Here is a 21,634-nt window from a genome sequence, read left to right as displayed (position 1 = left end):
TCAACGCGTTCGCCATCACGTTCGCCGGACGATTCGAAAGAACCACCAACTAATGAAAACCGCCGGAACCCACACACCGTTTATCGGACAGACCCGCACCAACCACGAGAGCATCCGCCCCAAACGGCGATTCCGTGAGAGAGCATCCGGCGAAACGGGCGGCTCCGTGAGAGAGCGTCCGCCGGAACCGGCGGTTCGGTGAGAGAGCATCCGCCGGAACCGGCGGTTCGGTGAGAGAGGGTCCGCCCCAAACGGCGATTCCGTGAGAGAGCATCCGGGGGGAAGGGGGGTTCGGTGAGAGAGGGTCCGAGGGGACGAGGGGGAGGGGGTGGGGGTGGGGATGCGAAAGGCCGGCAACCACACGGGTTGCCGGCCTTCGCGAATCCCCGGACTCCAGGGAAGCCCGGATTTCACATCAACACAGATGCTCAGTGACCGCCGTGGCCGGCACCTTCGGTCCTGCGCATCATCGCGCCAAGCACCACGGCCGCGACGGCAATGATGGTCGCTGCGAAGAACGCTGCCTGCATGCCGGCCACCAGCCCGGAGGACGCCGAAACCACGGCGAAGATCGAGACCAGCAGCGCTGTACCTGCCGCACCGGAGACCTGCTGGGCCGTGCTCATGATCGCCGAGCCGTGCGAGTACAGGTGCGGGGGCAGGGGGTTCAGGCCGGTGGTGAACGCCGGGGTGAACAGCAATGCCAGGCCCAGGCTGAGCACAACATGCAGGGCAATGACCCAGCCCAACGCACTCGCCTCGTCAAGCCGCGAGAACTGCCACAAGGTCAGCACCATGAGGACAGAACCTGACACCGTGAGCGGCAGCGGACCCACCTTGTCGAAGATGCGGCCAATCACGGGACCCAGCAGGCCCATCGCCAAACCACCCGGGAGGAGAGCCAACCCGGTCTCCATGGGCTGCAGGTGGAGGGTGTTCTGCAGGTACAGCGGCAGCAGGATCACTCCGCCGAACAGGGCCATCATGGCCACGACCATCAACAGCGTGGACACGGTGAACATGCGGTAGTTGAAGGCACGAAGGTCAAGCAGCGGAGCGTCTGATTTCTGGAGCGTGAGCTGCCGGAACACGAACAGTGCCAAGCACACGACGCCCACAACCAAGGCAATCACCGGCACGATTCCAGCGTTGGCTCCACCGATCTGGCTCAGGCCATACACCAGGCCACCGAACGCGGGGACTGTCAGAACCACGGAACCAAGGTCAAGGGTGGTCTTGCCGCGTTCCCCTACGTTCGTGAGGAACTTCGCGCCGATGGCCAACGCGGCCAGTGCCACGGGCAGCACGAACACGAACATGAAGCGCCAGGAGAAGTGGTCCAGGATGATGCCCGAGACCGTGGGCCCCATGGCGGGGGCCACCGAGATCGCGATGCTGACGTTGCCCATCACGGCTCCGCGACGGGACATGGGCACCAGGGTGAGGATGGTGGTCATGAGCAGCGGAAGCATGATGGCCGTTCCGCCGGCCTGGACAATGCGGGCAAGGAGCAGCACCACAAAGCCCGGAGCCAAGGCAGCCAGCAACGTACCGCCACTGAACAAGCCCATGGCAAGCATGAACGAGGCACGGGTACTCAACCGCTGCAGGATGAAGCCGGTGGTGGGGATGACCACGGCCATGGTCAACATGAACCCGGTGGCCAGCCATTGCACCGTAGGCGCGTCCACCCGAAGATCAGTCATGAGCCGCTGGAGGGCGACGTTCATGATGGTCTCATTGAGGATCACCACGAACGTGGCAACCAGCAGGGTGACGATGACCGTGACGGACTCGCGGGACATCTTGCCGGACACCTGCGGGCCCGGCGTCTGCTCAGGAGCAGCTGCGCCGGAAGCAGCACCGGTAGCGCCGGAAACGGGATCGCCGGAGGCGCCGGACGTGACGTCGGTAGACATGGGAATTCCCTTGGCTTGAGATTTGGGTTCCGGCATTCTTGGCCGGTAAAGACAGGAACAGTCTAAACTCCCCCATCATTCCCGTCAGCAGAAAATCCAAACGTCAGGAATTTAGTGGTGCGTTGTCAATCAGGCGCACTGGACCCACTTTTGCCGCGATGATCGCCAGGCCCTCGCCGCGGAAAGGAGTCTCCTTGCAGTTCTCAGCGAGCGGCTCAAGGGTGATGGGGTCCACCACGTCGAAATAGTCCAGTTCCACCAGTGGCTGGGACTGCACGAGTTCGACGGCGGAGTCCAGGTCCAGGGGTTGGTGCGCGTTCGCGCGGGACTCGATCAGGCGCAACGCCCGCGACAACACGAGCGCCGCTTCGCGCTCCTTGTCGGAGAGGAAGCGGTTGCGGCTGGACAGTGCCAGGCCGTCTTCGCTGCGGACGATCGGCACGGGCACAATCTCCACGGGGAAGTTCAGGTCAGCCACCATCCTCTTCACCAGGGCCAACTGTTGTGCATCTTTCTGCCCGAAGTAGGCACGGTAGGCCGCCGTCGTACCGTCCGCTGCCGATCCTCCCGGAAGGCCGTAGTGCAGCAATTTGGCAACCACCGTCAGGGCACCGTCGAAGTGGCCGGGGCGGGAAGCGCCCTCCCATTTTTCGCCCAGCGGACCCGAAGTGACCCGCACCAGCGGCTGCCCGCCGGGGTAGACCTCCTCCACGGTGGGCGCGAACACCAGGTCAACACCTTCCGCGTCCAAGAGGGCGAGGTCGGCTTCGAGCGTGCGGGGGTAGCGGTCGAGATCCACGGCGTCGCCGAACTGCAGCGGGTTCACGAAGATCGTGGCCACAACAACGTCGTTTTCGGCCACGGCTGTCCGTGCCAAGGCCCCATGCCCGGAATGCAAGGCCCCCATGGTGGGCACCAGGCCCTGCGACGATCCGCCCTTTTCAGCGAGGCGCCGCGCGCTCTCGGACCGGAGTTCCGCCGCCGTGGTGACGAGTTTGATGGCCATGCTGTTCAGTTCCCTTCCGGCGACGAGTGCCCGCTGCGTGGTTCAGAACCCTTGTCCGGTTCTGTCCCATTGTCCAGGGCCTCGTTGATCTCATGCAGTTGTTCTGGCCGCAGCAGCCCGCGGTTCTCCGCCCGCCGCGCAGTGGCTTTCGCCATGGCCTGGTAGGCAGCGAGGACGTCGCCGCCGGCACCGCCGTCGTACTCCACCAGCGCCTGTGCGTGCGCGGAAACGGTGCCCACATCGCCCCTGGCCACCGGCCCGGTCAGGGCTGATTCGCCGGACGCGAGGGCGTTCTCCAGCGTGGCCCGCAGCAGCGGACCGAGCATCGACTCGGGCGCTTCCACCCCAATCTCGCGCAACAACTGCGAGGCCTGGGCAACGAGCGTGACCATGTGGTTGGAACTATGGGCCAGGGCTGCGTGGTAGAGCGTACGGTCGGCCTCCGCCACGACAACCGGCTCCGCGCCCATTTCCACCACCAGTGCTTGCGCAATCGGTAGCATGGCCGCGTCCGCAGTGACGCCGAAGGTGCAATCCATGAGCCTGGTCAGGTCCAGGCTCATGCCGGTGAAGGTCATGGCCGGGTGCATCGCCAGCGGGATCGCACCAGCCGCACGCACGGGTTGAAGGATTCCGACGCCGAACCGTCCTGAGGTGTGCGCCACCAGTTGGCCTGGCTGCCAGGCTCCGAGTTTCGCAAGGCCCCCAACAAGCTCGCCGAGGGCGTCGTCCGGGACAGCGAGCAGCACCAACTCGCACCGCTCCACGATGTCCTGGATCTCCAGGATCGGGACGCCTGGCAGAAGGCTTTCGGCCCGCTCCCGGCTCGCCTCCGAGACGGCGGAAACCCCGACGACGGTGTGCTCGGCCGCGCGCAAGGCCGCACCCAGGACGGCACCCACTTTGCCGGCGCCGATGATGCCGACTCCGAGTCGTCCTGGCCTAGCCATGGTGGGGATCCTCCTGTTGGGTGGTGTTGGGTTCGACGGCGGGTGGCCGGGTTGGGGCGTCGGGCTGGAAGGACACCTGGGCGAGCCACTGCTCGGAGGTCTGCCGCTTCCTGGCTTCCCTGGCCCGCGCGGCCTGCTGGTCGAAGAGTTGTACTGCCTGCCCCACATCGGCTTGGTAGAGGCGCGGCGCCACCGGCCCGGCCGTGGTGTGCAGAACCAGGTCGGTCACCCCGAACCGGCGTGCCAACGGTCCCTGCTGGAGCGCCATGGACTGGGTGCGTTGGTGCGGAACGAGCACCAAGGCGTGCCACCAGCGGCCGGAACGGAGCAGCAGGGCAGTGCGTGTTGCCAGGAATCCGTTGCGGCGCCAGCCGAGGGGGGCCAAAAGCCGGGCTCGCCGGGGCGTGGTGGTGAAGCCATCGTTGCCGACGGAGACCGGCGCCAGCCCTTCCAGTCCGGCAGTGAAGACGCCCTGGGGATCGTCAACGCCCGGATCCGGGAGGACGAGCGAGAGCATCACCATGACGTCGGATTTCAATCCGACCGGCAGCAGCGTGGTCCGCGCAGCGTTCTCATTGCCGGGCGTACCTCCATATCCCGCAACGTTGACGTGCATCCGGTACCAACCGAAGAGCCGCCACAAAGGAGACTGCGTGATCTTGAGCGCCTGGATCCGGCCGGGCGGAACGGTTTGGGCCTGCGTATCCAGGAGGCCGTAGCGCAGCCGGATGCCGTCCGGAGAAATGGCCGCCGTGAAGTTGTAGCCCTTGTTGAACGAACTCCAATAGGCCGCGGCAATGCCCAGGATGGCCGGGATCAGGGCAAAGAAAATCGCGTTGTTCTCGGTGTACACGGAGATGGCAACCGAAGCAGCTGCGGCCAGCAGGATGCCCACGGTCTGTTCGCTCAGGAGCAACGATCCAATCAACCGCGACGGCGGGACGGACAGGACGCGCTGCTCGGGCGCCTCCGGGATTTCCTCGATGGTCTCTTGTCCGGTGACCACCCCGGCGGCCCGCGCAAGGATCGCCGCCCGCAGTTGCTTGGCCTGCGCCAAGGGAAGGTAAGCCAAGCGCACGGCCGATTCGCCGGCGTCGGCCACTTCGAACTTGAGCTCGGCGAGACCGAAGATCCGCGCCAAAAGCGGCTGCACAATGTCGATCGCCTGCACGCGGTCCAGCCGGGCCTGGCGCTGTTGCTTGAACAGCCAGCCCGTATTCACGCGAACATAGCCCTCGGCCACCTGGTACCGGGTGAAATACCAGCTGAGGATGAAACCGCCGACGGCAAGGAGCAGCAGCACCCCGCCGCCCACCAACAACCAGAAGACCCGTCCGTTGAGGTGCGGATCAAGGAAATCGCGGCCTTGGAGCACACGCTCGAAAGCGTCGCGACCGAAGAAGTAGAGCACCGCGGCCAGCGCAACCCAACCCCGCACGAAGGGCGACGCAGGATGCACGCGCCGCCAATCGCCGTCGACCGCTTTTCCCGGAAGGCTCACTTCCGGGCTCACAGCCCGGCCAGCCTGGCTTCTCCACGGGCGGAAAGCTGCTCGCGCAACCGCGCGCCCTCAGCGGCCGGCAGCCCAGGCAGGTGGGCGTTGGTTCCCGCGGACGCGGTATGGAGTTTCAGGGTGCACAATCCCAGGCCGCGCTCCACGGGACCCACCGCGACGTCCACGTACTGCATGCGGCCATACGGCACCACCATGGTGCGCTGGAAGAAAATGCCGCGACGGATCAGGAGGTCATCGTCGCGTTCCGCGTAACCGATCGCCCGGACTTGGCGGGGAATGAGCACCAGCCGCCATAAGGCCAGAACGAGCATGAAGGCAGGAACGGCGATCGCCAGCCACAGCGGAGGCCAACGCCACCAGCCCAACTGCACGAACACCAGGGGCAGGCTCAGGATTGCCACCATCACCAGGTTGCCCACGGCCCATTCGACCAGCCGCACGGTCACGTACTTCGGCGAAACGCGCAGCCACTGGACACCCGGAGGATCAATCGCCTCGGTATGCATACTCGCCTTCACCCTTTGTTTCGCCGCGCCGCTTCTCCGGTCCCCCGGCGGTACCGCCCTCGAAGTCCTCCGGAGGGATCCTGCAGAACCGTTCCACCACCAGCCCGACGATGATCATCACCACTCCGCCGCCGCCCATCAAGAGCGCGTTCCAAAGGATGCCCTCGCCGCTTCTCAGGGTCCCGATCCGCAGCAGATCCAAGGAAATCCCGGCATGCCAGCCCAGGAGCAACGTCCCCGCGTACGCACAGGCCTGGGCTAGGACGAGTGTCCGGGCCGCCATGATGGGGTCCAGCATGGCCTTCTTCTTGCCGTTGCGCCAGCGCAGCACCTGGATGCCCATGACCAGCGTGATCAAGGCGATCACGCCCATGGTCACCAGTGCCGAGACGGGCAGGACGGGCGTCGGCATGCTGACGCGGTTGGTCACCGTTGTGGCCAGCCAACCGATCAGGGCAGACACGACGGCGATAACCACCAGGACCCACGGACGCATCGCTTTCATGGGCTACTCAACAGCTCCCGTGGCAGGCACACCGGCAACGTCGCCATAGCCGTCGAAACGGCGGATGTCCGGCATGTCGGCGGCGACGGCGGCCAGCTCAGCCACGCTCTTGCCGCCCAGCTGTGCGTTCGGTTCCAGGAGGGACCACGGGTAGAGCACAAAGGCCCGTTCGGCGGCCCGGGGGTGCGGGATGGTGAGGACGGGATCGTCACTCTCCACGTTTCCGTACACAATGATGTCCACGTCCAGCGTCCTGGGACCCCAGCGGACTTCGCGGGTCCGGAGATGCTTCTGCTCCACCGCATGGCAGTGCGCCAGGAGCTCCAGCGGTGCAAGAGTGGTTTCGATGGCCATAACCATGTTCAGGAAGTCGGGCTGGCCCTCCGGACCGCCAACGGCCTTGGTCTGCACCACAGGGGAAACGCCCAGGAGGCGCACTTCCGCCGGATCCACCAAATCCGCGACGGCGGTGGTCAGCGTGTCATTGCGCTCCCCCAGGTTGCTGCCGAGGGCCAGGATCGCCTTGGTGTACCCGGCGCTCATGTCCGCTCCCGGTGCACACTGACCGTCACGTCGCCGAAGGGAACCTCGATGGGCGCCTTGGGCTTGTGGACCGTAACGTCGACGGCGGCAAGGGTTCTGTAATTGGCCAGGATGCCCTCGGCGATCCTCACGGAGAGGGCCTCGATCAGGTTCAAGGGCTCACCCTCGATGTAGGAGGTGATCAGTTCCGCGACTTCGCCGTAATGCGCTGTGTACTGCAGGTCATCCGTCTCGGCGGCCTTGGTGAAATCCGTGTGCAGCACGGCGTCCACCACGAACGGCTGGCCATCACGGCGCTCAAAATCGAACACCCCGTGATAGCCGACGGCGGTGACGCCGGTCAGCGTGATCTTGTCCACAGCGCCTCCGATCAGCGGGCGATCCGGGCGGCGACCTTGACGGCGTCAAGGCTGGGGCCGACGTCGTGAACGCGGACAGCCCAAGCACCCTTCGCGGCACTCAAGGCGGTAATGGCGGCAGTGGCGGCGTCCCGCTCCTGCGGAGCCGCAGCCTTGCCGGAAACAGTCAGGAGGGAGCCAAGGAAGCGCTTGCGGGAAGCGGCAACCATCACCTTGTGGCCAAGCTCAAACAGCCTGTCCAGGTTCTTGAGGATCTCCCAGTTCTGGTCCTCGTTCTTGGAGAAACCAACGCCCGGGTCAACAATGATCTGCTCCGGGGCAACGCCGGCCGCGTACAGCTTGTCACGGACACCCTTCAGCTCTGCCACGACTTCCTCGGTGACGTCCTCATAGTCAGCGAGGCTGTCCATGGTCCGGGCGTCGCCGCGGCGGTGGGTCAGGATGTACGGAACCTTGGTGCGTGCCACCAGTTCCGGCATGCCGTTCTCGATGGTGAGGCCGGAAACGTCGTTGATGATTGCGGCTCCGGCTTCCACAGCAGCTGCGGCAGTGGAGGTGTGCATGGTGTCGATGCTCACCAGCGCGCCGGCCTTGACCAACGCTTCGATGACGGGGAGGACGCGGCGCTGCTCTTCTTCGGGGTCCACCGGCTCAGCGCCGGAGCGCGTGGATTCGCCCCCGACGTCGATGATGTCAGCGCCGGCGTAGAACATCCGCAAGCCCAAGGCGATCGCCGTGTCCGGTGTGCGGTGTGTTCCGCCGTCGCTGAAGGAATCCGGGGTGACGTTGAGGATTCCCATGACGAGGGTCCGGTCCGTTGGCAGGTCCTGGAACCTGGCCGCGGGTCGCGGCTTGCGGAGAACCGGCAGGGGGCTTGTGGCCGGGCCGGTTCCGGGTGCTGCAGCGAGGGAATCCATATATAGCTTTACCTTCCGAGTATGAGGCTCATGGCCTCGGCGCGGGTGGCCGGGTCATGGAGTTGACCGCGCACCGCACTGGTGACGGTCTTGGCGCCTGGTTTGCGGATGCCACGCATGGACATGCACATGTGTTCGCATTCCACCACTGCAATCGCCCCGCGGGGATTGAGGTGCTTCACGAGCGCCTCGACAATCTGCGTGGTGAGGCGCTCCTGCACCTGGGGGCGGCGCGCATAGATGTCCACGAGCCGCGCAAGCTTGCTGAGGCCGGTCACCTTGCCGTCATGTGACGGAATGTAACCAACATGCGCGACGCCGTGGAACGGAACCAGGTGGTGTTCGCAGGTCGAGTAGAAGGGGATGTCCTTCACCAGGACAAGCTCTTCATGGTCGAGGTCGAACGTGGTGGACAGGACATCCACGGGGTTCTGGTGGAGGCCGGCAAAGACCTCGGCGTACGCCTTGGCCACGCGCTTGGGCGTGTCCTGCAGGCCTCCGCGATCAGGGTCTTCACCGATGGCCAGCAGGATTTCACGAACCGCTGCTTCGATGCGGGGGCGGTCCACTTTGTGGCTTCCCTTGGAGTCGCCGGCTGAGCCGTGGGCGGCGGCGAGGTCTTCGTCGTCGAAATGAGTCACAGCAGAAAGCTTAGCCGTGAAGCGGGGAGTCGTTGCCGCCGTCGGGCCCGGGTGCCTGGAAGTTGTCCTGGCTGCTGACGCCCTGCGCGTGCGGGGCTACGGTGTCCAGCGGCTCGTCCAAGCGGGCTTTTTTGGCTTCCTCCTGGGCTTCGCGTTCGGCCTTTTCGGCGCGGCTTTCTACCGGCGGAATGGTCTGCACCGGACGGGATTCCTTGGACAACCAGATCTCGCGGAAGTCGCGCTTGCGGACGTCACGGAAGATGTCCGCAATTTCGGCCTGGTTCAAGGTCTCACGCTCGAGCAGTTCCAGCGCCAGCCGGTCCAGGATGTCGCGGTTTTCGGTGAGGATCGCGTAGGCCTCGTCGTGTGCCTGATCGATGAGCCTGCGCACTTCCTCGTCCACCACGTAGGCGATCTGGTCGGAGAAGTTGCGCTCCTGGGCTGCGTCACGGCCCAGGAACGGTTCGCCGCCGCCTTGGCCGAGCTTCACGGCACCGACGCGTTCGCTCATGCCGTACTGGGTAACCATTTTGCGGGCCGTGCCGGTGGCCTTCTCGATGTCATTCGAGGCGCCCGTGGAGGGATCGTGGAACACAATTTCTTCAGCAACGCGGCCACCCATGGCGTAGGCCATCTGGTCCAGCAGTTCGTTGCGGGTCACCGAGTACTTGTCGTCCTCGGGCACCACCATGGTGTACCCGAGGGCACGGCCACGCGGGAGGATGGTGATCTTGGTGACCGGTGCCGAGTTACGCAGTGCTGCGGCAACCAGGGCGTGCCCACCTTCGTGGTAAGCGGTGATCTTGCGCTCGAGTTCCTTCATGACGCGGCTGCGCTTCTGCGGGCCCGCCATGACGCGGTCGATTGCCTCATCCAGTGCACGGTCGTCGATCAGGTTGGCGTTGGAGCGTGCGGTCAGCAGTGCGGCTTCGTTGAGCACGTTGGCCAAGTCGGCACCCGTGTAGCCGGGGGTCTTCTTGGCAACAGCCTTCAGGTCAATGCCCTGGGCCATTGGCTTGCCCTTGGCGTGGACATTCAGGATCTGCTCGCGGCCAACAAGGTCCGGAGCTTCCACGGTGACTTGGCGGTCGAAGCGGCCCGGCCGAAGCAGCGCGGGGTCCAGGACGTCCGGACGGTTGGTCGCGGCGATCAGGATGACGTTGGTCTTGACGTCGAAGCCGTCCATCTCAACCAGGAGCTGGTTCAGCGTCTGCTCGCGCTCGTCATTGCCGCCGCCGATGCCGGCACCACGGTGACGGCCAACGGCGTCGATCTCATCCACGAAGATGATGGCCGGTGAACTCGCCTTGGCCTGCTCGAACAGGTCACGGACACGGGAAGCACCAACACCGACGAACATTTCAACGAAGTCCGAGCCGGAGATGGAGAAGAAGGGTACGCCGGCCTCGCCCGCGACAGCGCGGGCCAAAAGGGTCTTACCGGTACCTGGAGGGCCGTAAAGCAGCACGCCCTTGGGGATCTTGGCGCCGACAGCCTGGAACTTGGCCGGCTCCTGGAGGAACTCCTTGATTTCCTGGAGCTCTTCCACGGCCTCGTCAGCACCCGCAACGTCAGCGAAAGTCACCTGCGGCATGTCCTTGTTGACAAGCTTGGCCTTGGACTTGCCGAACTGCATCACTTTGGAGCCGCCACCCTGCATGCGGGAAAGGAGGAACCAGAACAGAACACCGAGCAGCAGCACCGGAATCAGCAGCGAGAACAGGCCGGAGAACCAGTTGTTCTCAACGGGCTGGTCAGTAAAGCCCTTTTCCGGGTTGGCGTTGGTTACGGCCTTGACTACGTCCGGGCCACGGTCCGTGACGTAGAAGAACTGGACGTTCTTGCCCTTGTCCTGGCCATCAATGTTCAGGTTGTCCTTGAGCACCAAATCAACGCGGTTCTCCGCATCGAAAATCTTTGCCTGCTCCACCTTGCCGCTCTGGGAAAGGAGATCCAGACCTTCTTTGGTGTCGATCCTCGTAGAGCCACCGGGAGCCAACGTTGCGAACGCCACCAGGAGCAAGCCGACGACGACAACAATCCAGATGCCCGGGCCCTTGAAGAAATTCTTAGCTTTCATCTGATCGGGGTTGCGCCCCGTCCCTCCTGGTAGTGCTGCAAGGCGCAACTTCTGCGCGCGAGTGGTGCTGCTTCAGTTTCTAGCTATACACCGTACCCAGTAATTCACGCACTGGAATGCGCAAAAGTTCCCTCTGGGCGTACAGGAGCGCGGGCAGTTACTGGCCCGCCGCGTACCCCTCCCGCACCCACAAACCCACCCGCACCCGTACGCGCCCGCCGCACCCGAGAGCTCGGGTGCGTGAAGCGGAAATGTATGCGCCAACCCTGCAGAAGGGGTGCGTGGGGCGCAAGCGGGTGCGACTTTCAATATCTCCGGCGACGCAGCCTTGTCCACATACGACCGAAAGCACCTGTTCCAACTTCGGCACAGGTCCGCATCGTTGATGTCATGCCCTTTTCCACCTTGATCATGAGCTCCGACGCCACCCGGATCGGGCAAGACCCACGCCTTCTTGCCAAGCGGGCCCAACGGGGAGAGCTCGTCCGTGTGCGTCGGGGAGCCTACGTGCCGGCTCAACTCTGGTCCGCCCTGGGCGAACCTCAAAAGCACGGTCTCCTCGCTGCAGCTTTGGTCCAGAGCAGCCAGAAAAGACCAGTCTTCGCAATGAAAACGGCCGCGTTGCTGTGGGGTTTGGGTGTGGTCGGAGTTCCAGGCAAATTGCAGGCGGTCACGAGCGACCCTCGTGGCGGGCGGTCCAAGCACGGAGTTCAACGAATCCTCGGAACCCTCGATCACGGTGTCTGCGAACTCGGCGGATTTCAGGTTACGGATAAAGCCCGAACCACCATCGAACTGGCAGGCACCCTGAGGTTTGCCGAAGCACTGGCAGTGGTTGATTCCAGCCGCCGTAAGCCGCCCAAGGTTTCCACGGGCGATGCCTCGGATTGGGACAAGGACGTCCCGTGGGGCATCACGCTCGAGGAGAGGATCCTGCAAGACGCTGCATCCTCCCTTGGCTCGTCATCCAGACAACAGCGTGCCGCCAAAATAATCGAATTCTCCGATCCTCAGTCGGAATCCGTTGGCGAGTCGATGAGCCGGGCAAACATGATCCTGCAGAGATTCCCTTTGCCACGGCTGCAAGCGTCGTTCGCGCTGAAGAGTGGAAAGACCGCACGAACGGATTTTTGGTGGCCGGAACTAGATCTCGTAGGTGAATTCGATGGCCAGGGAAAGTACCTGCGAAACCGACTTCGCGGCGGCAAGACCATCCAACAAGTGGTCATGGAAGAGAAAGCACGCGAGAACGCCCTGCGTGCACTCGGATTGACCGTCATTCGCTGGGATTGGGCCGAGATGATGAACCCTGTCGCATTCGCCAAGATCCTGTCCGACGGAGGCCTGGTCCCGGTTCGCCCCGGACGATGACCTGGCTGCGGCGCCTCAGGCATCACGTCGTTGAGGGTGGGCACCGGAATCACGCGCGTTGCCGCGCCCACACCCGCCGAACGCACCCGTTAAACACACTCGCCGCACCCCTTCACGCCCAGCGCAACCGGTAGAACGGGTGCCTCAGGCGGAAAAGGGTGCGGCGCAGAACACGGCGTCACTGCGGAAAAGGGTGCGGCGAGTGAATCAGGGCACCGCCCGACAACGAGGGGCTGCTCCAAACGGGCGTTCGCCGGAAGTTCGGCCTACTCGTAAACGTGCGGGGCCAGGGTGCCCACGAAGTCCAGGTTGCGGTACTTCTCGGCGTAGTCCAGACCGTAGCCCACCACGAACTCGTTGGGGATGTCATAGCCGACGTACTTGACGTCGATTTCCACCTTGGCAGCGGTGGGCTTGCGGAAGGCGGTGCAGATTTCCACGCTGGCAGTCCCGCGGGATTCCAAGTTGGACTTGAGCCAGGAGAGAGTGAGGCCGGAGTCGATGATGTCCTCCACAATCAGGACGTCCTTGCCCATGAGGTCGGTATCGAGGTCCTTGAGGATACGGACCACACCGGAGGACTGGGTGCCCGAACCGTAGGACGAGACAGCCATCCAGTCCATGCTCACGTGGCTGTGCAGTGCACGGGCGAGGTCAGCCATGACCATCACTGCACCCTTGAGGACACCGACGATCAGCAGTTCGCGGCCCTCGTAGTCCTTGTCGATCTGCGCTGCCAGTTCGGCGATGCGCGTCTGGATTTGCTCTTTGGTGTAAAGAACGTGCTTGAGGTCTGCCTGGACGTCGTTTGAATCCACCAATGGCTCCTGTTTGATGCTCGGGGTGCGGCTACTGTTGGGCCGATTTCTGATGCCGGAATACTAGCTTCCCACAGCGCGCGGCCTCGCGGGGACCGGTCGGCGCAGGATCACCTGGCACAGCGCCCCGATCCTGCTCCAAATCGCTCAGTGAAAGGCGGTAGACGCTGACATGGCCAGGCAGCTCCACCGGACCTGCCGAACCACGCCTGCGGAGCAGCGCTTCCGCGGCCTGGAGGCGCCCGTAACCGGGTTGTTGACCGCCGACGTCGGCCGCCGCCTTGGCGATGACACGGAACCGCAGCGCCGGGGCAAGGTCCCGGACGTCGTCCTCGGGAAGCCAGGCGCCGTCCGGCGTCCGGTTCACGAGTGCGAGGTAGGTCTGCTGGGCCAGGTCTTCCAGGAAGTCGGCGTCCTGCTGGAGGATGGCCGCGGTCCGGGCCAGCGATTCGGCAACCCCGGGACCCAGCTTTTCCTCAAGCACCGGCATCACCTCCACACGGGTCCGGGACCTGGCGAAGGCGGGATCGGAGTTGCTGGGATCGTGCCACGGAGAAAGCTCTTCCACCTCGCAGATTTCCAGGGTTTCGGAGCGGCGCAAGCCAAGGAAGGGGCGAAGCAACCGGTCCCGTGACGGCCTCATGCCTGCCAGGGACCGCGTGCCGGAACCACGGGCCAGGCCCAGCAGGACTTGCTCGGCCTGGTCGTCGAGCGTGTGGCCCAAAAGGATCGCTTCGCAGCCAAGGTCATCGGCAGCGGCTTCGAGTGCTGCGTGGCGGGCGTCCCGTGCCGCAGCTTCCGGTCCGAAGCCAGTGGAAGCCACGGTCACAGCCCGCACTTCCACAGGTGAAAGGCCGAGCTCGCGGAGAACAGACGCAGCCTCAGCAGCTACTTGGGCCGAGCCAGGCTGCAGCTGATGGTCCACCACCACGCCGGCGACGGAAACCGGGTGCCCGTCCACGTGGCCCCGGCGGGCAAAGTACGCGGCAACAGCAGCCAAAGCCAGGGAATCCGGTCCGCCACTGCAAGCCACCAGCACCCGTGATGGGTAGCCGGCAGCGGCCAAGGCGTTCTGCAAATGTTTGCGTGCTTTGCCAACGACGGGCGCCAAACGGCCAGGCCGGCGTCGTCCCTTGCCGGGCAGGACGGCAGGTGAGCTCAAAGCCCCATCCGCTCCAGCCAAAGCTTGGAATCGTGGATTTCCTCTTCCGTGGGGAGGTTCTCTGCCGAATCCCACACCTTGTTGAAGCCGTCCATGCCGGCCACGGCCACCACGCCGCGGACAAACTTGGCGCCATCGGTGTACTGGCGCATCTTGGCGTCGAGGCCGAGGATGTTCCGGATGAACTTCTCCACGATTCCGCGGTCCTTGCCGCGATCGTTGAAGCGCTGGCGAATGGTCTTGACCGAGGGCACAATGCTCGAATCCACGGCATCCATGACCACGTTGGCATGGCCTTCGAGCAGGCTCATGACGGCCGTGATGTGGGAAAGAGCGGCCTTCTCTTCGGGGTCCTGCAGAAGGTCCAGGATGGCCCCGCGGCCGGGCACATTGCCCGAAGCGGTCCGGTCCTTCAGGGACTTGGCCACGGCGCTGGCACGTTCAACCAGGGAATCCATGTTGCCGAGCAAGTGGCCGCTGAGGTTCTCGATCTGGTCCAGCATGTGGTGCCGGAGCCAGGGTGCCGCAGCGAACTGAACCCGGTGCGTTTGCTCGTGCAGGCAGACCCAGAGCCGGAAGTCGTCCGGGTGGACGTTCAGCTCCCGCTCCACGGAGATGATGTTGGGCGCAACCAGCAGGAGCCGCCCACCCGGCGGAACGTTGGAGCCCGGGGCGAGCGCAGCGAAGGGATCGTATTGGCCCAGGACCTTGCTGGACAGGAAAGCGAGGATGGCTCCGAGCTGGCTTCCCGTGATGGCCCCGCTGGCGCTGGCTGCCGCCGGAGACATGGAAATTCCGCTGCGGCTCTCAAGGAGCTTCTGCAGCGCCGGTTGCAGCATGACGGAGAAGCTTTGGGTGTTGGCCTTGGACCACGAGGCCCGGTCAACCACCAGGACGTGCGAATCGCGGAGGTCCTTGGCGGCCTCGAGCCCGGTGATGTCGTGGACATGCGGAACGGAGATGTCCGCGTTGAAACGCAGGTTCTCCACGGCTTTGCCGATCTCCGCAGCACTGAGCGCCGGGCCGGGAGGAGCCAGCCGGGCAGCAGTGGCCGCGGCAAGGTCCCAATTGATCAGGGACGAAGCCCCTGCTGACGAATCTCGGGCGGATGTCACCATACGGTCCATCACATCACACGCAACTGACAGTGTGCCCTTAAGTTCGCTCCGCGCTGAGCTTCAGCCGCGGCATCCGCAGGCAGCGAGGACCGAAGCTGAACGGTCCATGGCTACCTTGTTTCCCGCCGCGCCCGGTTCCAGGCCGTTCCCGATGAAGGAGAACACCAGGAGCCGTCCATCCGCATCCACCACGTAACCGCTCAGGGCGATCACGGTGTTGAGCGTCCCGGTCTTGGCCCGGACCAGCCCTGCGCCCTGGGCAGTACTCGGATCAACGTACCTGTCATCCAGGGTGCCGGTGAGCCCGGCTACGGGGAAGCCATCCAACGCTGCCCGCAGCGAAAGATCGGGCCCGCTGGTGATGGCGCGGACCACCTCCGCAAACTGTCGTGCGCTGACTTGGTTCTCCAGCGCCAGGCCGGAAACGTCGGCCAACTCCATCGAATCCGAGGCGATTCCCAACTCCCCCAGCCGCTCCCGCACGGCGGCAGTGGCGCCGTCGTACGTCGCTTTCCGGCCCGAGGCGGCAGCGGTGAGCCTTCCCAGCGCTTCCGCGAGGAAGTTGTCCGAGGTTTGGAGCATGTGGTCCACCTGCTCGCTGACCGTGGCGGATTCGGCGCTGGCCAGCAGTTTGGCGGGGAGGCCCTTGCCGCGTTCGACGCCGGAACCCACCTCGACGCCGGCAGCGGCCAATTGCTCGGCAAAGGCTTGGGCGGTGGTCACCGCGGAATCCTGCGGACGAGGGCCAGTAGTGGTGGTCGGCGAGTAGCGACCGGAGTTCAGGGCCAGGGAGTACAGGGGCGCAGTTTCCCCGGCGGCGACGTCGCCAAGGCTCCAGGCCGGGTTCAAGGGAGCACCGGAGAACAAGGAATCGTCCACCTGAACGGTCACCGGACCTTTGATACCGGCGTTTTTCAGGGAGGCAGCGGTGTCCGCCGCCAAAGTAGCCAGCCCGGCATGGCCCAACACTGCGGAGGGGTCGGAAGCACCGCCGCCCAGAAGCACATCCCCTCCCCCGGCGAGGACCACCGTGTGAGGATCGTCCGTACCGAGCACGCGGGTAGTGAATCGGGTCTCCGGACCCAAGGCTTTCAACGCGGCGACGGCGGTGAGCAGCTTCATGTTCGACGCGGGGATCCGGTTGGCGGCAGCGTCCCGGTCGAAAAGTACCTTGCCCGTGGCGGCATCGAGCACAACACCGGTGATGGATCCGGAACCTGACGGCTTCAGTGTCTCTTCCAGGAGTTTTGTCACGTCGGCCTGCACGGGCATGGGCGCGTTGGCGTCGAGGGGCTGGACCGCACTGGAACCGGCCAGGGCGCTTGGCGACTGTTGCCAGGAAGGAATGGACGGCGAAGGCTTGGGGGCCAGCACCCCGGGGACCATCCCGGCCACCACCACGGCTAGGGCGCAGAGCAAAACGGCTGCCAGGAGCAACGGCCATTTCAGGCGCCCCCAGGCCGTGGACAGCCCAGTGCGGGCATCCCCGTTTTTAATGCCCATCATGGAAGTTGCTTGGTCCTGTCAGTCCTGAAATGTCCCCGCCGGTTCAAGAAACCCGGGTGTCTCGCTATATCCTCAATAGTAGTCGGCGGCGTCGGCTGTACTTTCGCCTGCCGCCAGCCCTGGGCTAAGCAGACTGCCTGTGGAACCGCCAGCTCTGGCGGCCTCCGTTTCCGGGCGGAGCCTAGCCCCACCCAGACCCCGTTCAAGGAGCATTCCATGAAGCACGACGTAACCATCGAGATCCCCAAGGGATCGCGCGTCAAGTACGAAGTTGACCACGAAACCGGCCGTGTCCGCCTGGACCGCGTCCTGTTCACTTCCATGCAGTACCCCACGCACTACGGCTTCTTCGAGAACACCCTGGGCGAGGACGGCGACCCGCTGGACGCATTGGTGCTCCTGCAGGACTTCGACCTCCACCCGGGCGTCATTGTTGAGTCCCGCCCCATCGGCGTCTTCAACATGACCGACGACGGCGGCGGAGACGCCAAGGTCCTCTGCGTTCCCGTGGACGCACGCTTCGACCACATCCAGGAAGTCAGCGACGTCAGCGAATTCCTGATCAAGGAAATCGAGCACTTCTTCACCCGCTACAAGGACCTGGAACCGGGCAAGTGGGTCAAGGCCGAGGGCTGGGGCGACCGCGCAGCTGCCGAAGCCGAGCTGGAAGCTTCCATCAAGCGTTTCGCTGCAGAAGGCCACTGATTCTCCCCTGACGACGGCGGTTGGTGCGGTTCCCCGTGAACCCCACCAACCGCCGTCGTGCTTTTTGATGGGCACTGCTCCCCATCGCGGTGGTGTCCCGGTGCGCCTAGGCTTGGACGAGGTTTTTCGACTCACACACCACTCATGCAAAAAGGGGTTGCACATGGCTGGGTTCTACGGTGCGGACATCGCACAGCTTCGCAGTCTGGCCGGGGTGATGGGCAAGGCTGCGGACGCGATCACCACGCAAAGCGCACAACTGTCCAACGCCATCAATTCGGCCACCGCCTGGCAGGGCCGCGATGCCACCATGTTCAAGAACGATTGGAACAGCCAGCACCGCCAGAGCCTGGTCAAGGCGGCCAGCATGCTGCGGGACAACGCAAGCCTCTTGAAGAAGAACGCCAACCAGCAGGAGTTCGCGAGCCACAACGACGGCTCCCGCAGCTCAGTGGGCGTACTCAAGGACGTGTACGACACCGGCATGGGCGTCAAGGACCTCGGCTCCCAGCTCTGGGCGGCCTACAAGCTGGGCAAGCTGGGCTGGCAGGACTTCGCCAAGACGCGGGAAGTCCTCACCAACTGGCGGGCTGGCGGTACAGCGGTGAAGGATGCCCTGACCGCTTTGCGCAATGGCGAGAAGATCACCGACGTCATCACGGACCTCAAAGCCAACATTCCCTACAGCCAGGCCTTCCAGGACGCGAGCAAGTTCTCCAAGGGCCTCCGGGTGGCCGGTGCGTTGGCCGCGCCGCTGAACATCGTGGGCGGCATCAGCGACATGATCAACCCGGAACACGACGGCTGGCGGGGTACGGGCGATCGGGTGGCCGGTGGCTTGTCCGTGGTGGGCGGCGTGGGCAGCATCATGCTCATGACGGCAGGCGGCGCGGCGATGCTCGGCCCGATCGGCGCCCCGATCGTGATCGGCGCAGGCATCGTGGCCGGGGCGTGGGCGCTGGGCAACCTCGTGGCGGACAATTGGGATTCCATCACCAACTTTGCACGCAATCCGGGCAGCTACATCGCCGACGGTGCCAGGGAGGTGGGCAACTTCGCCAAGGACGTAGGCAGTAAGGTGGCAGACGGGGTCAGTAATGCCGCCAAGTCAGTCGGAAACTTTGTCGGAGGGATATTCGGATGACCACCACCACCATGAAATGGACTGCGCGGGACATTGAAGCCGCAGCCAAAGTCCTGGGTACGGCCAGTGCCACCGGCGCCGCGCTGCCCACGCTGACCGACGAAGAAGTGGTAGCCCTGGACGGCGTGCAGCACGAGCAGATCGTGGCGCTTCCGTGGCTTTCCTTGCAGGATGCCAGCAAGGAACTTATGTGCGCCGTGGCCCTTCGCGGGTTGCTGGCCAAGGAACTGGTCTACCCCGTGATCTTCGAGGGTGAGGCCGAGCCAACCCGCCTGCATGCAACGGAAGAAATCACCGGCGCCCTCACTCTGCGCCGCAGTGGCAACAGCGTGGTCTCGGTGGAGCGAACCGTGTCCACGGGCAAGCGCTGGCTGTACGGCTATGTGCACGACGACGGCGTCCTGATCGAGGAAGTGGACGAGGGCGGCCTGCACGGCTTCACGGTAGTCTCCCGCGACCAACTGGTCCCCCGGCTGGCAGAGTTCGTGGATCCCAAGAATGCTGCGCAGCGCGATTCCGAACCCACGGAGTACGCGGAGCCCGCCTTTGAAGAGTACGCATCCACTGCCTTGGCCGACACCGAGGCCGCCAGCAACGTGGTGGCCTTTAACACGGACACCAACGAGTTCCCCACCGTCACCGTGTACACCGGTCCGTCCGGCGTCCACGTCCTGACCCCGCGCGTCGAAGGCGAAACCGTCTCGCTGGAGGTCAAGGAAACGTCCGCGGCTACCTTGGCCGGTATCCTGGCTGGTCTCGCAGGTCTCGCCTGACCCACCCCAGCCGACCCACCGCCGTCGAACTGAAAGCCCCACATGAGCAAGCCAAAGCCTGAAACCGCCACCGGACTGGTGGATGCCGCCAATGGAAGGCCCGTCCGGCGCCACACCGGGACAGGCGCCTACTACGTCAAGGCGTCCGGAAGCGCACACTTCTGGGGCCGGGTGCTGGATGCCCTGGTATTCCTGGCGGGCTACAGCGTCCTGGCCGTCATCGCTGCGGTGGCCCGCAACGCCATGATGAACAGCGGCTCGCTCCTGGCCTTCAACGATGGTTTTTGGCTGGCGCTCTACGTGATCCTCTGGTTCGTCGGATTGCTCGTGTACGGCATGATCTGGGGAGCAGTAGGGAGCGTTGGGGACGCGGCCGCGGGCTTGCGCTCCGTGCGGATCAAGGACGGCACGACGGCGGGAGCCTGGTTGGGCGGCTGGCGCGCCATCTGCTGGTCCTTCTTTCCGTTCTTCGTGGTCATGGTGATCGCTGCGGCGTTCAGCGGCGGTTCCGGGGAAACCTGGGACCCCAAGTTTGCCGCCATCGATCGCCGCTCCGGCCTGGCACAGGGCCGGCAGCCCGTTCCGGACCCGAAAGCTCCGGCAGTTCCTCAGCCTTCTGCCGCGGAGCCGGAGGATCTTCCAAACCTCTACGGCCAGCGCCCGGATGCGCGGCCGTAACTGGCTGGTTCGACGCGCTGAAGCCCGCCTCGGTGACGATCTGGGCGGGCTCCGGTTTGTGGCCTCGTCCCGGCGCATCTTCTGGAAAGTACTGCCGTGGTGCCTGGTGGTGGGGTTCGTTTTCGGGACAATCGGCGAGTTCATCAGTCCCATCCGCTCCACCCGCGAGGTCGGCCGCTTCAACGATCCCGTCTTTTTCGTACTGACGAGCATCCTCACCGGCCTGGTGTTGTGGGCCATGACGTTCCTGGGCAGCTTCCGTAAACTCTTGGTGTTCGAGCGTGGTTTGGCGGCCAAGTACTCGCAGCGGCACACCACCGTGGTCCTTCGGTGGGAGGACGTGGCACCCGAATCCCTCAAGGCCGTCACCACCTCCGACGGCACCGACCCGGACCGGCTCTTGCTGGCTTCCCGCAAAGTCTCCCTGGGCGCAGGCGGGCGTAACGCAGTGGTATTTAAGGCACAGGACTCGTTCTGGGTTTTTGCCACTGACGAGGACCCGGCGCCGTTGGTCCACTCCATCCGCGAGGCCATGTCGGGGGCTGGAATCCCCGGTGCGTCCCGGAGGACGGAAGGTGCGCTGCCCGCCGTCGTGCTTTCCGGACGCACGGCAGTCGACTGAGTAATACGGAAATCAAGCCCTTGCAGAGCCGCTACCAGCCGGTAGCATGTGATCCACTATGTTCACGCTGACCATCAACCAACGCGACAGCCGCCGCGACGGAGATTTGGTGCCCAAGCTCCTGAAGGACCTCCGGCACATCCCCGCCCGGCTCGACTTTGACCGCTCGGTTGAGGACGAGGTCCAAGGCATCGTCGACTCGGGCCACCATGCTGTTGAGTCGGCGTTGATCGCGCTCCGCAGCGGGCACTGGTACGTGGGGATCGGCGTGGGTCCCGTCAACGAACCCCTGCCGAATTTGGTGAAGGATGCCTCGGGGCACGGCCTGGTGTACGCGCGGCGGGCCGTCGACCGGCTCCGCAACAGCAAGGAGCGCGTGCCGGTGGCGGTGGACGGGCCTTTCGCGGCCCAGGCGGCCGAAGCGGAAGCGGTGCTGCGTCTCCTGGGGCACATTGTGCAGCACAGGAGTGCCGCGGAATGGCGCGTGCTGGACCTGCTCACGCCCGGTGTCCGCGGCCAGCAGAAAACCGTGGCGCAGGAACTTGGGATCACCACGCAGGCTGTCAGCAAGGCATTGGCCCGGGCGCAGTGGGTGGAAGAACACGCCGCCCGTCCCGCGGCTGCACGGTTACTGCAACTGATCCTGGACGTCCGCTAGGCACCCAACTGGGTAGCAGTTGTGCGCGTTTCGAAGGGGCTCAAAACGCGCACTAATGCGACCCAGCGTGTGAGCGCCTTCGGCGCGCCGTGGGGCCGGGAAAGTATGCGGGGTGGCTCGCCAGGGCTCTGGCGGGC

Annotated in this window: 22 protein-coding genes; 7 read left to right on the top strand and 15 right to left on the bottom strand. The window is 64.7% G+C overall.

Translation table 11 applies throughout. The features are described 5' to 3' along the window. Positions 1-428: 428 nt before the first annotated feature. The 11 genes from ACH488_RS21290 to ftsH form a co-directional block, all read right to left on the bottom strand. Complete coding sequence (locus ACH488_RS21290; protein WP_397326578.1) at positions 429-1,919, bottom strand: DHA2 family efflux MFS transporter permease subunit; 1,491 nt, start codon at positions 1,917-1,919, stop codon at positions 429-431. A gap of 103 nt (positions 1,920-2,022) precedes the next feature. Next, complete coding sequence (panC, locus tag ACH488_RS21285) at positions 2,023-2,925, bottom strand: pantoate--beta-alanine ligase (RefSeq protein WP_397326577.1); 903 nt, start codon at positions 2,923-2,925, stop codon at positions 2,023-2,025. Between the two features lie 5 nt (positions 2,926-2,930). After that, positions 2,931-3,875: a Rossmann-like and DUF2520 domain-containing protein gene (locus ACH488_RS21280; protein ID WP_397326576.1), complete on the bottom strand. Its 945-nt coding sequence runs from the start codon at positions 3,873-3,875 to the stop codon at positions 2,931-2,933. Next, on the bottom strand, positions 3,868-5,388 hold the full coding sequence (locus tag ACH488_RS21275) for a PH domain-containing protein (RefSeq protein WP_397326575.1): 1,521 nt from the start codon (positions 5,386-5,388) through the stop codon (positions 3,868-3,870). The genes ACH488_RS21280 and ACH488_RS21275 overlap by 8 nt, the downstream gene beginning before the upstream one ends. Next, on the bottom strand, positions 5,385-5,897 hold the full coding sequence (locus tag ACH488_RS21270) for a PH domain-containing protein (protein WP_397326573.1): 513 nt from the start codon (positions 5,895-5,897) through the stop codon (positions 5,385-5,387). Before ACH488_RS21270 ends, ACH488_RS21275 begins: the two co-directional genes overlap by 4 nt. Beyond that, positions 5,878-6,402, bottom strand: coding sequence for a DUF3180 domain-containing protein (locus tag ACH488_RS21265; RefSeq protein WP_397326572.1), 525 nt, complete (start codon positions 6,400-6,402; stop codon positions 5,878-5,880). Before ACH488_RS21265 ends, ACH488_RS21270 begins: the two co-directional genes overlap by 20 nt. A 3-nt stretch (positions 6,403-6,405) precedes the next feature. Next, a complete protein-coding gene (gene folK / locus ACH488_RS21260) occupies positions 6,406-6,945 on the bottom strand; it encodes a 2-amino-4-hydroxy-6-hydroxymethyldihydropteridine diphosphokinase (protein WP_397326571.1) in 540 nt (179 codons plus the stop codon). After that, positions 6,942-7,304 carry a dihydroneopterin aldolase gene (gene folB, locus ACH488_RS21255; protein ID WP_397326570.1) on the bottom strand — a complete coding sequence of 121 codons (363 nt, stop codon included), beginning with the start codon at positions 7,302-7,304 and terminating at the stop codon, positions 6,942-6,944. Before folB ends, folK begins: the two co-directional genes overlap by 4 nt. 11 nt (positions 7,305-7,315) lie before the next feature. Continuing rightward, entirely contained in the window at positions 7,316-8,221 is a 906-nt protein-coding gene (gene folP, locus ACH488_RS21250) for a dihydropteroate synthase (protein ID WP_397326569.1), read from the bottom strand. An 8-nt stretch (positions 8,222-8,229) separates the two neighbouring features. Further along, entirely contained in the window at positions 8,230-8,862 is a 633-nt protein-coding gene (gene folE / locus ACH488_RS21245; protein ID WP_397326568.1) for a GTP cyclohydrolase I FolE, read from the bottom strand. Positions 8,863-8,872: 10 nt separating this feature from the next. Next, the gene (gene ftsH / locus ACH488_RS21240; protein ID WP_397326567.1) at positions 8,873-10,942 is read right to left on the bottom strand and encodes an ATP-dependent zinc metalloprotease FtsH; all 2,070 of its coding nucleotides are present in this window, start codon (positions 10,940-10,942) and stop codon (positions 8,873-8,875) included. 390 nt (positions 10,943-11,332) lie between these two features. Here ftsH and ACH488_RS21235 point away from each other — a divergent pair, with 390 nt between their 5' ends. Beyond that, positions 11,333-12,313: a hypothetical protein gene (locus ACH488_RS21235; protein ID WP_397326566.1), complete on the top strand. Its 981-nt coding sequence runs from the start codon at positions 11,333-11,335 to the stop codon at positions 12,311-12,313. Between the two features lie 266 nt (positions 12,314-12,579). Here the strand turns inward: ACH488_RS21235 and hpt are convergent, their stop codons facing one another. The 4 genes from hpt to dacB all read right to left on the bottom strand — a co-directional run bounded on the left by hpt (position 12,580) and on the right by dacB (position 16,914). Then, a complete protein-coding gene (gene hpt / locus ACH488_RS21230) occupies positions 12,580-13,131 on the bottom strand; it encodes a hypoxanthine phosphoribosyltransferase (protein WP_216924216.1) in 552 nt (183 codons plus the stop codon). Positions 13,132-13,162: 31 nt separating this feature from the next. Then, the gene (tilS, locus tag ACH488_RS21225) at positions 13,163-14,209 is read right to left on the bottom strand and encodes a tRNA lysidine(34) synthetase TilS (RefSeq protein WP_397326581.1); all 1,047 of its coding nucleotides are present in this window, start codon (positions 14,207-14,209) and stop codon (positions 13,163-13,165) included. A gap of 80 nt (positions 14,210-14,289) precedes the next feature. Beyond that, complete coding sequence (locus tag ACH488_RS21220) at positions 14,290-15,411, bottom strand: zinc-dependent metalloprotease (protein ID WP_397326565.1); 1,122 nt, start codon at positions 15,409-15,411, stop codon at positions 14,290-14,292. 60 nt (positions 15,412-15,471) lie between these two features. Beyond that, complete coding sequence (gene dacB, locus ACH488_RS21215; RefSeq protein ID WP_397326580.1) at positions 15,472-16,914, bottom strand: D-alanyl-D-alanine carboxypeptidase/D-alanyl-D-alanine-endopeptidase; 1,443 nt, start codon at positions 16,912-16,914, stop codon at positions 15,472-15,474. A 219-nt stretch (positions 16,915-17,133) separates the two neighbouring features. On the opposite strand from dacB, the gene ACH488_RS21210 reads away from it, so the two are divergent. The 6 genes from ACH488_RS21210 to ACH488_RS21185 all read left to right on the top strand — a co-directional run bounded on the left by ACH488_RS21210 (position 17,134) and on the right by ACH488_RS21185 (position 21,497). Further along, positions 17,134-17,622 carry an inorganic diphosphatase gene (locus tag ACH488_RS21210; protein WP_397326564.1) on the top strand — a complete coding sequence of 163 codons (489 nt, stop codon included), beginning with the start codon at positions 17,134-17,136 and terminating at the stop codon, positions 17,620-17,622. A 163-nt stretch (positions 17,623-17,785) separates the two neighbouring features. After that, entirely contained in the window at positions 17,786-18,766 is a 981-nt protein-coding gene (locus ACH488_RS21205) for a hypothetical protein (protein WP_397326563.1), read from the top strand. Beyond that, a complete protein-coding gene (locus ACH488_RS21200) occupies positions 18,763-19,539 on the top strand; it encodes a hypothetical protein (RefSeq protein WP_397326562.1) in 777 nt (258 codons plus the stop codon). Before ACH488_RS21205 ends, ACH488_RS21200 begins: the two co-directional genes overlap by 4 nt. Positions 19,540-19,581: 42 nt before the next feature. After that, positions 19,582-20,217, top strand: a complete 636-nt coding sequence (locus tag ACH488_RS21195) for a hypothetical protein (RefSeq protein ID WP_397326561.1) — start codon at positions 19,582-19,584, stop codon at positions 20,215-20,217. Further along, complete coding sequence (locus tag ACH488_RS21190) at positions 20,204-20,839, top strand: hypothetical protein (RefSeq protein WP_397326560.1); 636 nt, start codon at positions 20,204-20,206, stop codon at positions 20,837-20,839. The genes ACH488_RS21195 and ACH488_RS21190 overlap by 14 nt, the downstream gene beginning before the upstream one ends. Positions 20,840-20,897: 58 nt before the next feature. Then, positions 20,898-21,497 carry a hypothetical protein gene (locus tag ACH488_RS21185; RefSeq protein WP_397326559.1) on the top strand — a complete coding sequence of 200 codons (600 nt, stop codon included), beginning with the start codon at positions 20,898-20,900 and terminating at the stop codon, positions 21,495-21,497. Positions 21,498-21,634: the final 137 nt, after the last annotated feature.

Source organism: Paenarthrobacter sp. NPDC018779 (assembly GCF_044391085.1).
Lineage (GTDB): Bacteria > Actinomycetota > Actinomycetes > Actinomycetales > Micrococcaceae > Arthrobacter.
This window is presented reverse-complemented; position numbering and strand designations above follow the sequence as displayed.

Bases quoted from the DNA above. Each gene is read 5' to 3' on its own strand.
- ACH488_RS21290 (WP_397326578.1), bottom strand. From the start codon at position 1,919: ATGTCTACCGACGTCACGTCCGGCGCCTCCGGCGATCCCGTTTCCGGC.
- ACH488_RS21190 (WP_397326560.1), top strand. From the start codon at position 20,204: ATGCGCGGCCGTAACTGGCTGGTTCGACGCGCTGAAGCCCGCCTCGGT.
- ftsH (WP_397326567.1), bottom strand. From the start codon at position 10,942: ATGAAAGCTAAGAATTTCTTCAAGGGCCCGGGCATCTGGATTGTTGTC.
- panC (WP_397326577.1), bottom strand. From the start codon at position 2,925: ATGGCCATCAAACTCGTCACCACGGCGGCGGAACTCCGGTCCGAGAGC.
- folP (WP_397326569.1), bottom strand. From the start codon at position 8,221: ATGGATTCCCTCGCTGCAGCACCCGGAACCGGCCCGGCCACAAGCCCC.
- ACH488_RS21210 (WP_397326564.1), top strand. From the start codon at position 17,134: ATGAAGCACGACGTAACCATCGAGATCCCCAAGGGATCGCGCGTCAAG.
- ACH488_RS21195 (WP_397326561.1), top strand. From the start codon at position 19,582: ATGAGCAAGCCAAAGCCTGAAACCGCCACCGGACTGGTGGATGCCGCC.
- ACH488_RS21280 (WP_397326576.1), bottom strand. From the start codon at position 3,875: ATGGCTAGGCCAGGACGACTCGGAGTCGGCATCATCGGCGCCGGCAAA.
- ACH488_RS21220 (WP_397326565.1), bottom strand. From the start codon at position 15,411: ATGGTGACATCCGCCCGAGATTCGTCAGCAGGGGCTTCGTCCCTGATC.
- dacB (WP_397326580.1), bottom strand. From the start codon at position 16,914: ATGGGCATTAAAAACGGGGATGCCCGCACTGGGCTGTCCACGGCCTGG.
- ACH488_RS21235 (WP_397326566.1), top strand. From the start codon at position 11,333: ATGCCCTTTTCCACCTTGATCATGAGCTCCGACGCCACCCGGATCGGG.
- ACH488_RS21185 (WP_397326559.1), top strand. From the start codon at position 20,898: ATGTTCACGCTGACCATCAACCAACGCGACAGCCGCCGCGACGGAGAT.
- ACH488_RS21270 (WP_397326573.1), bottom strand. From the start codon at position 5,897: ATGCATACCGAGGCGATTGATCCTCCGGGTGTCCAGTGGCTGCGCGTT.
- ACH488_RS21265 (WP_397326572.1), bottom strand. From the start codon at position 6,402: ATGAAAGCGATGCGTCCGTGGGTCCTGGTGGTTATCGCCGTCGTGTCT.
- ACH488_RS21200 (WP_397326562.1), top strand. From the start codon at position 18,763: ATGACCACCACCACCATGAAATGGACTGCGCGGGACATTGAAGCCGCA.
- folK (WP_397326571.1), bottom strand. From the start codon at position 6,945: ATGAGCGCCGGGTACACCAAGGCGATCCTGGCCCTCGGCAGCAACCTG.
- ACH488_RS21205 (WP_397326563.1), top strand. From the start codon at position 17,786: ATGGCTGGGTTCTACGGTGCGGACATCGCACAGCTTCGCAGTCTGGCC.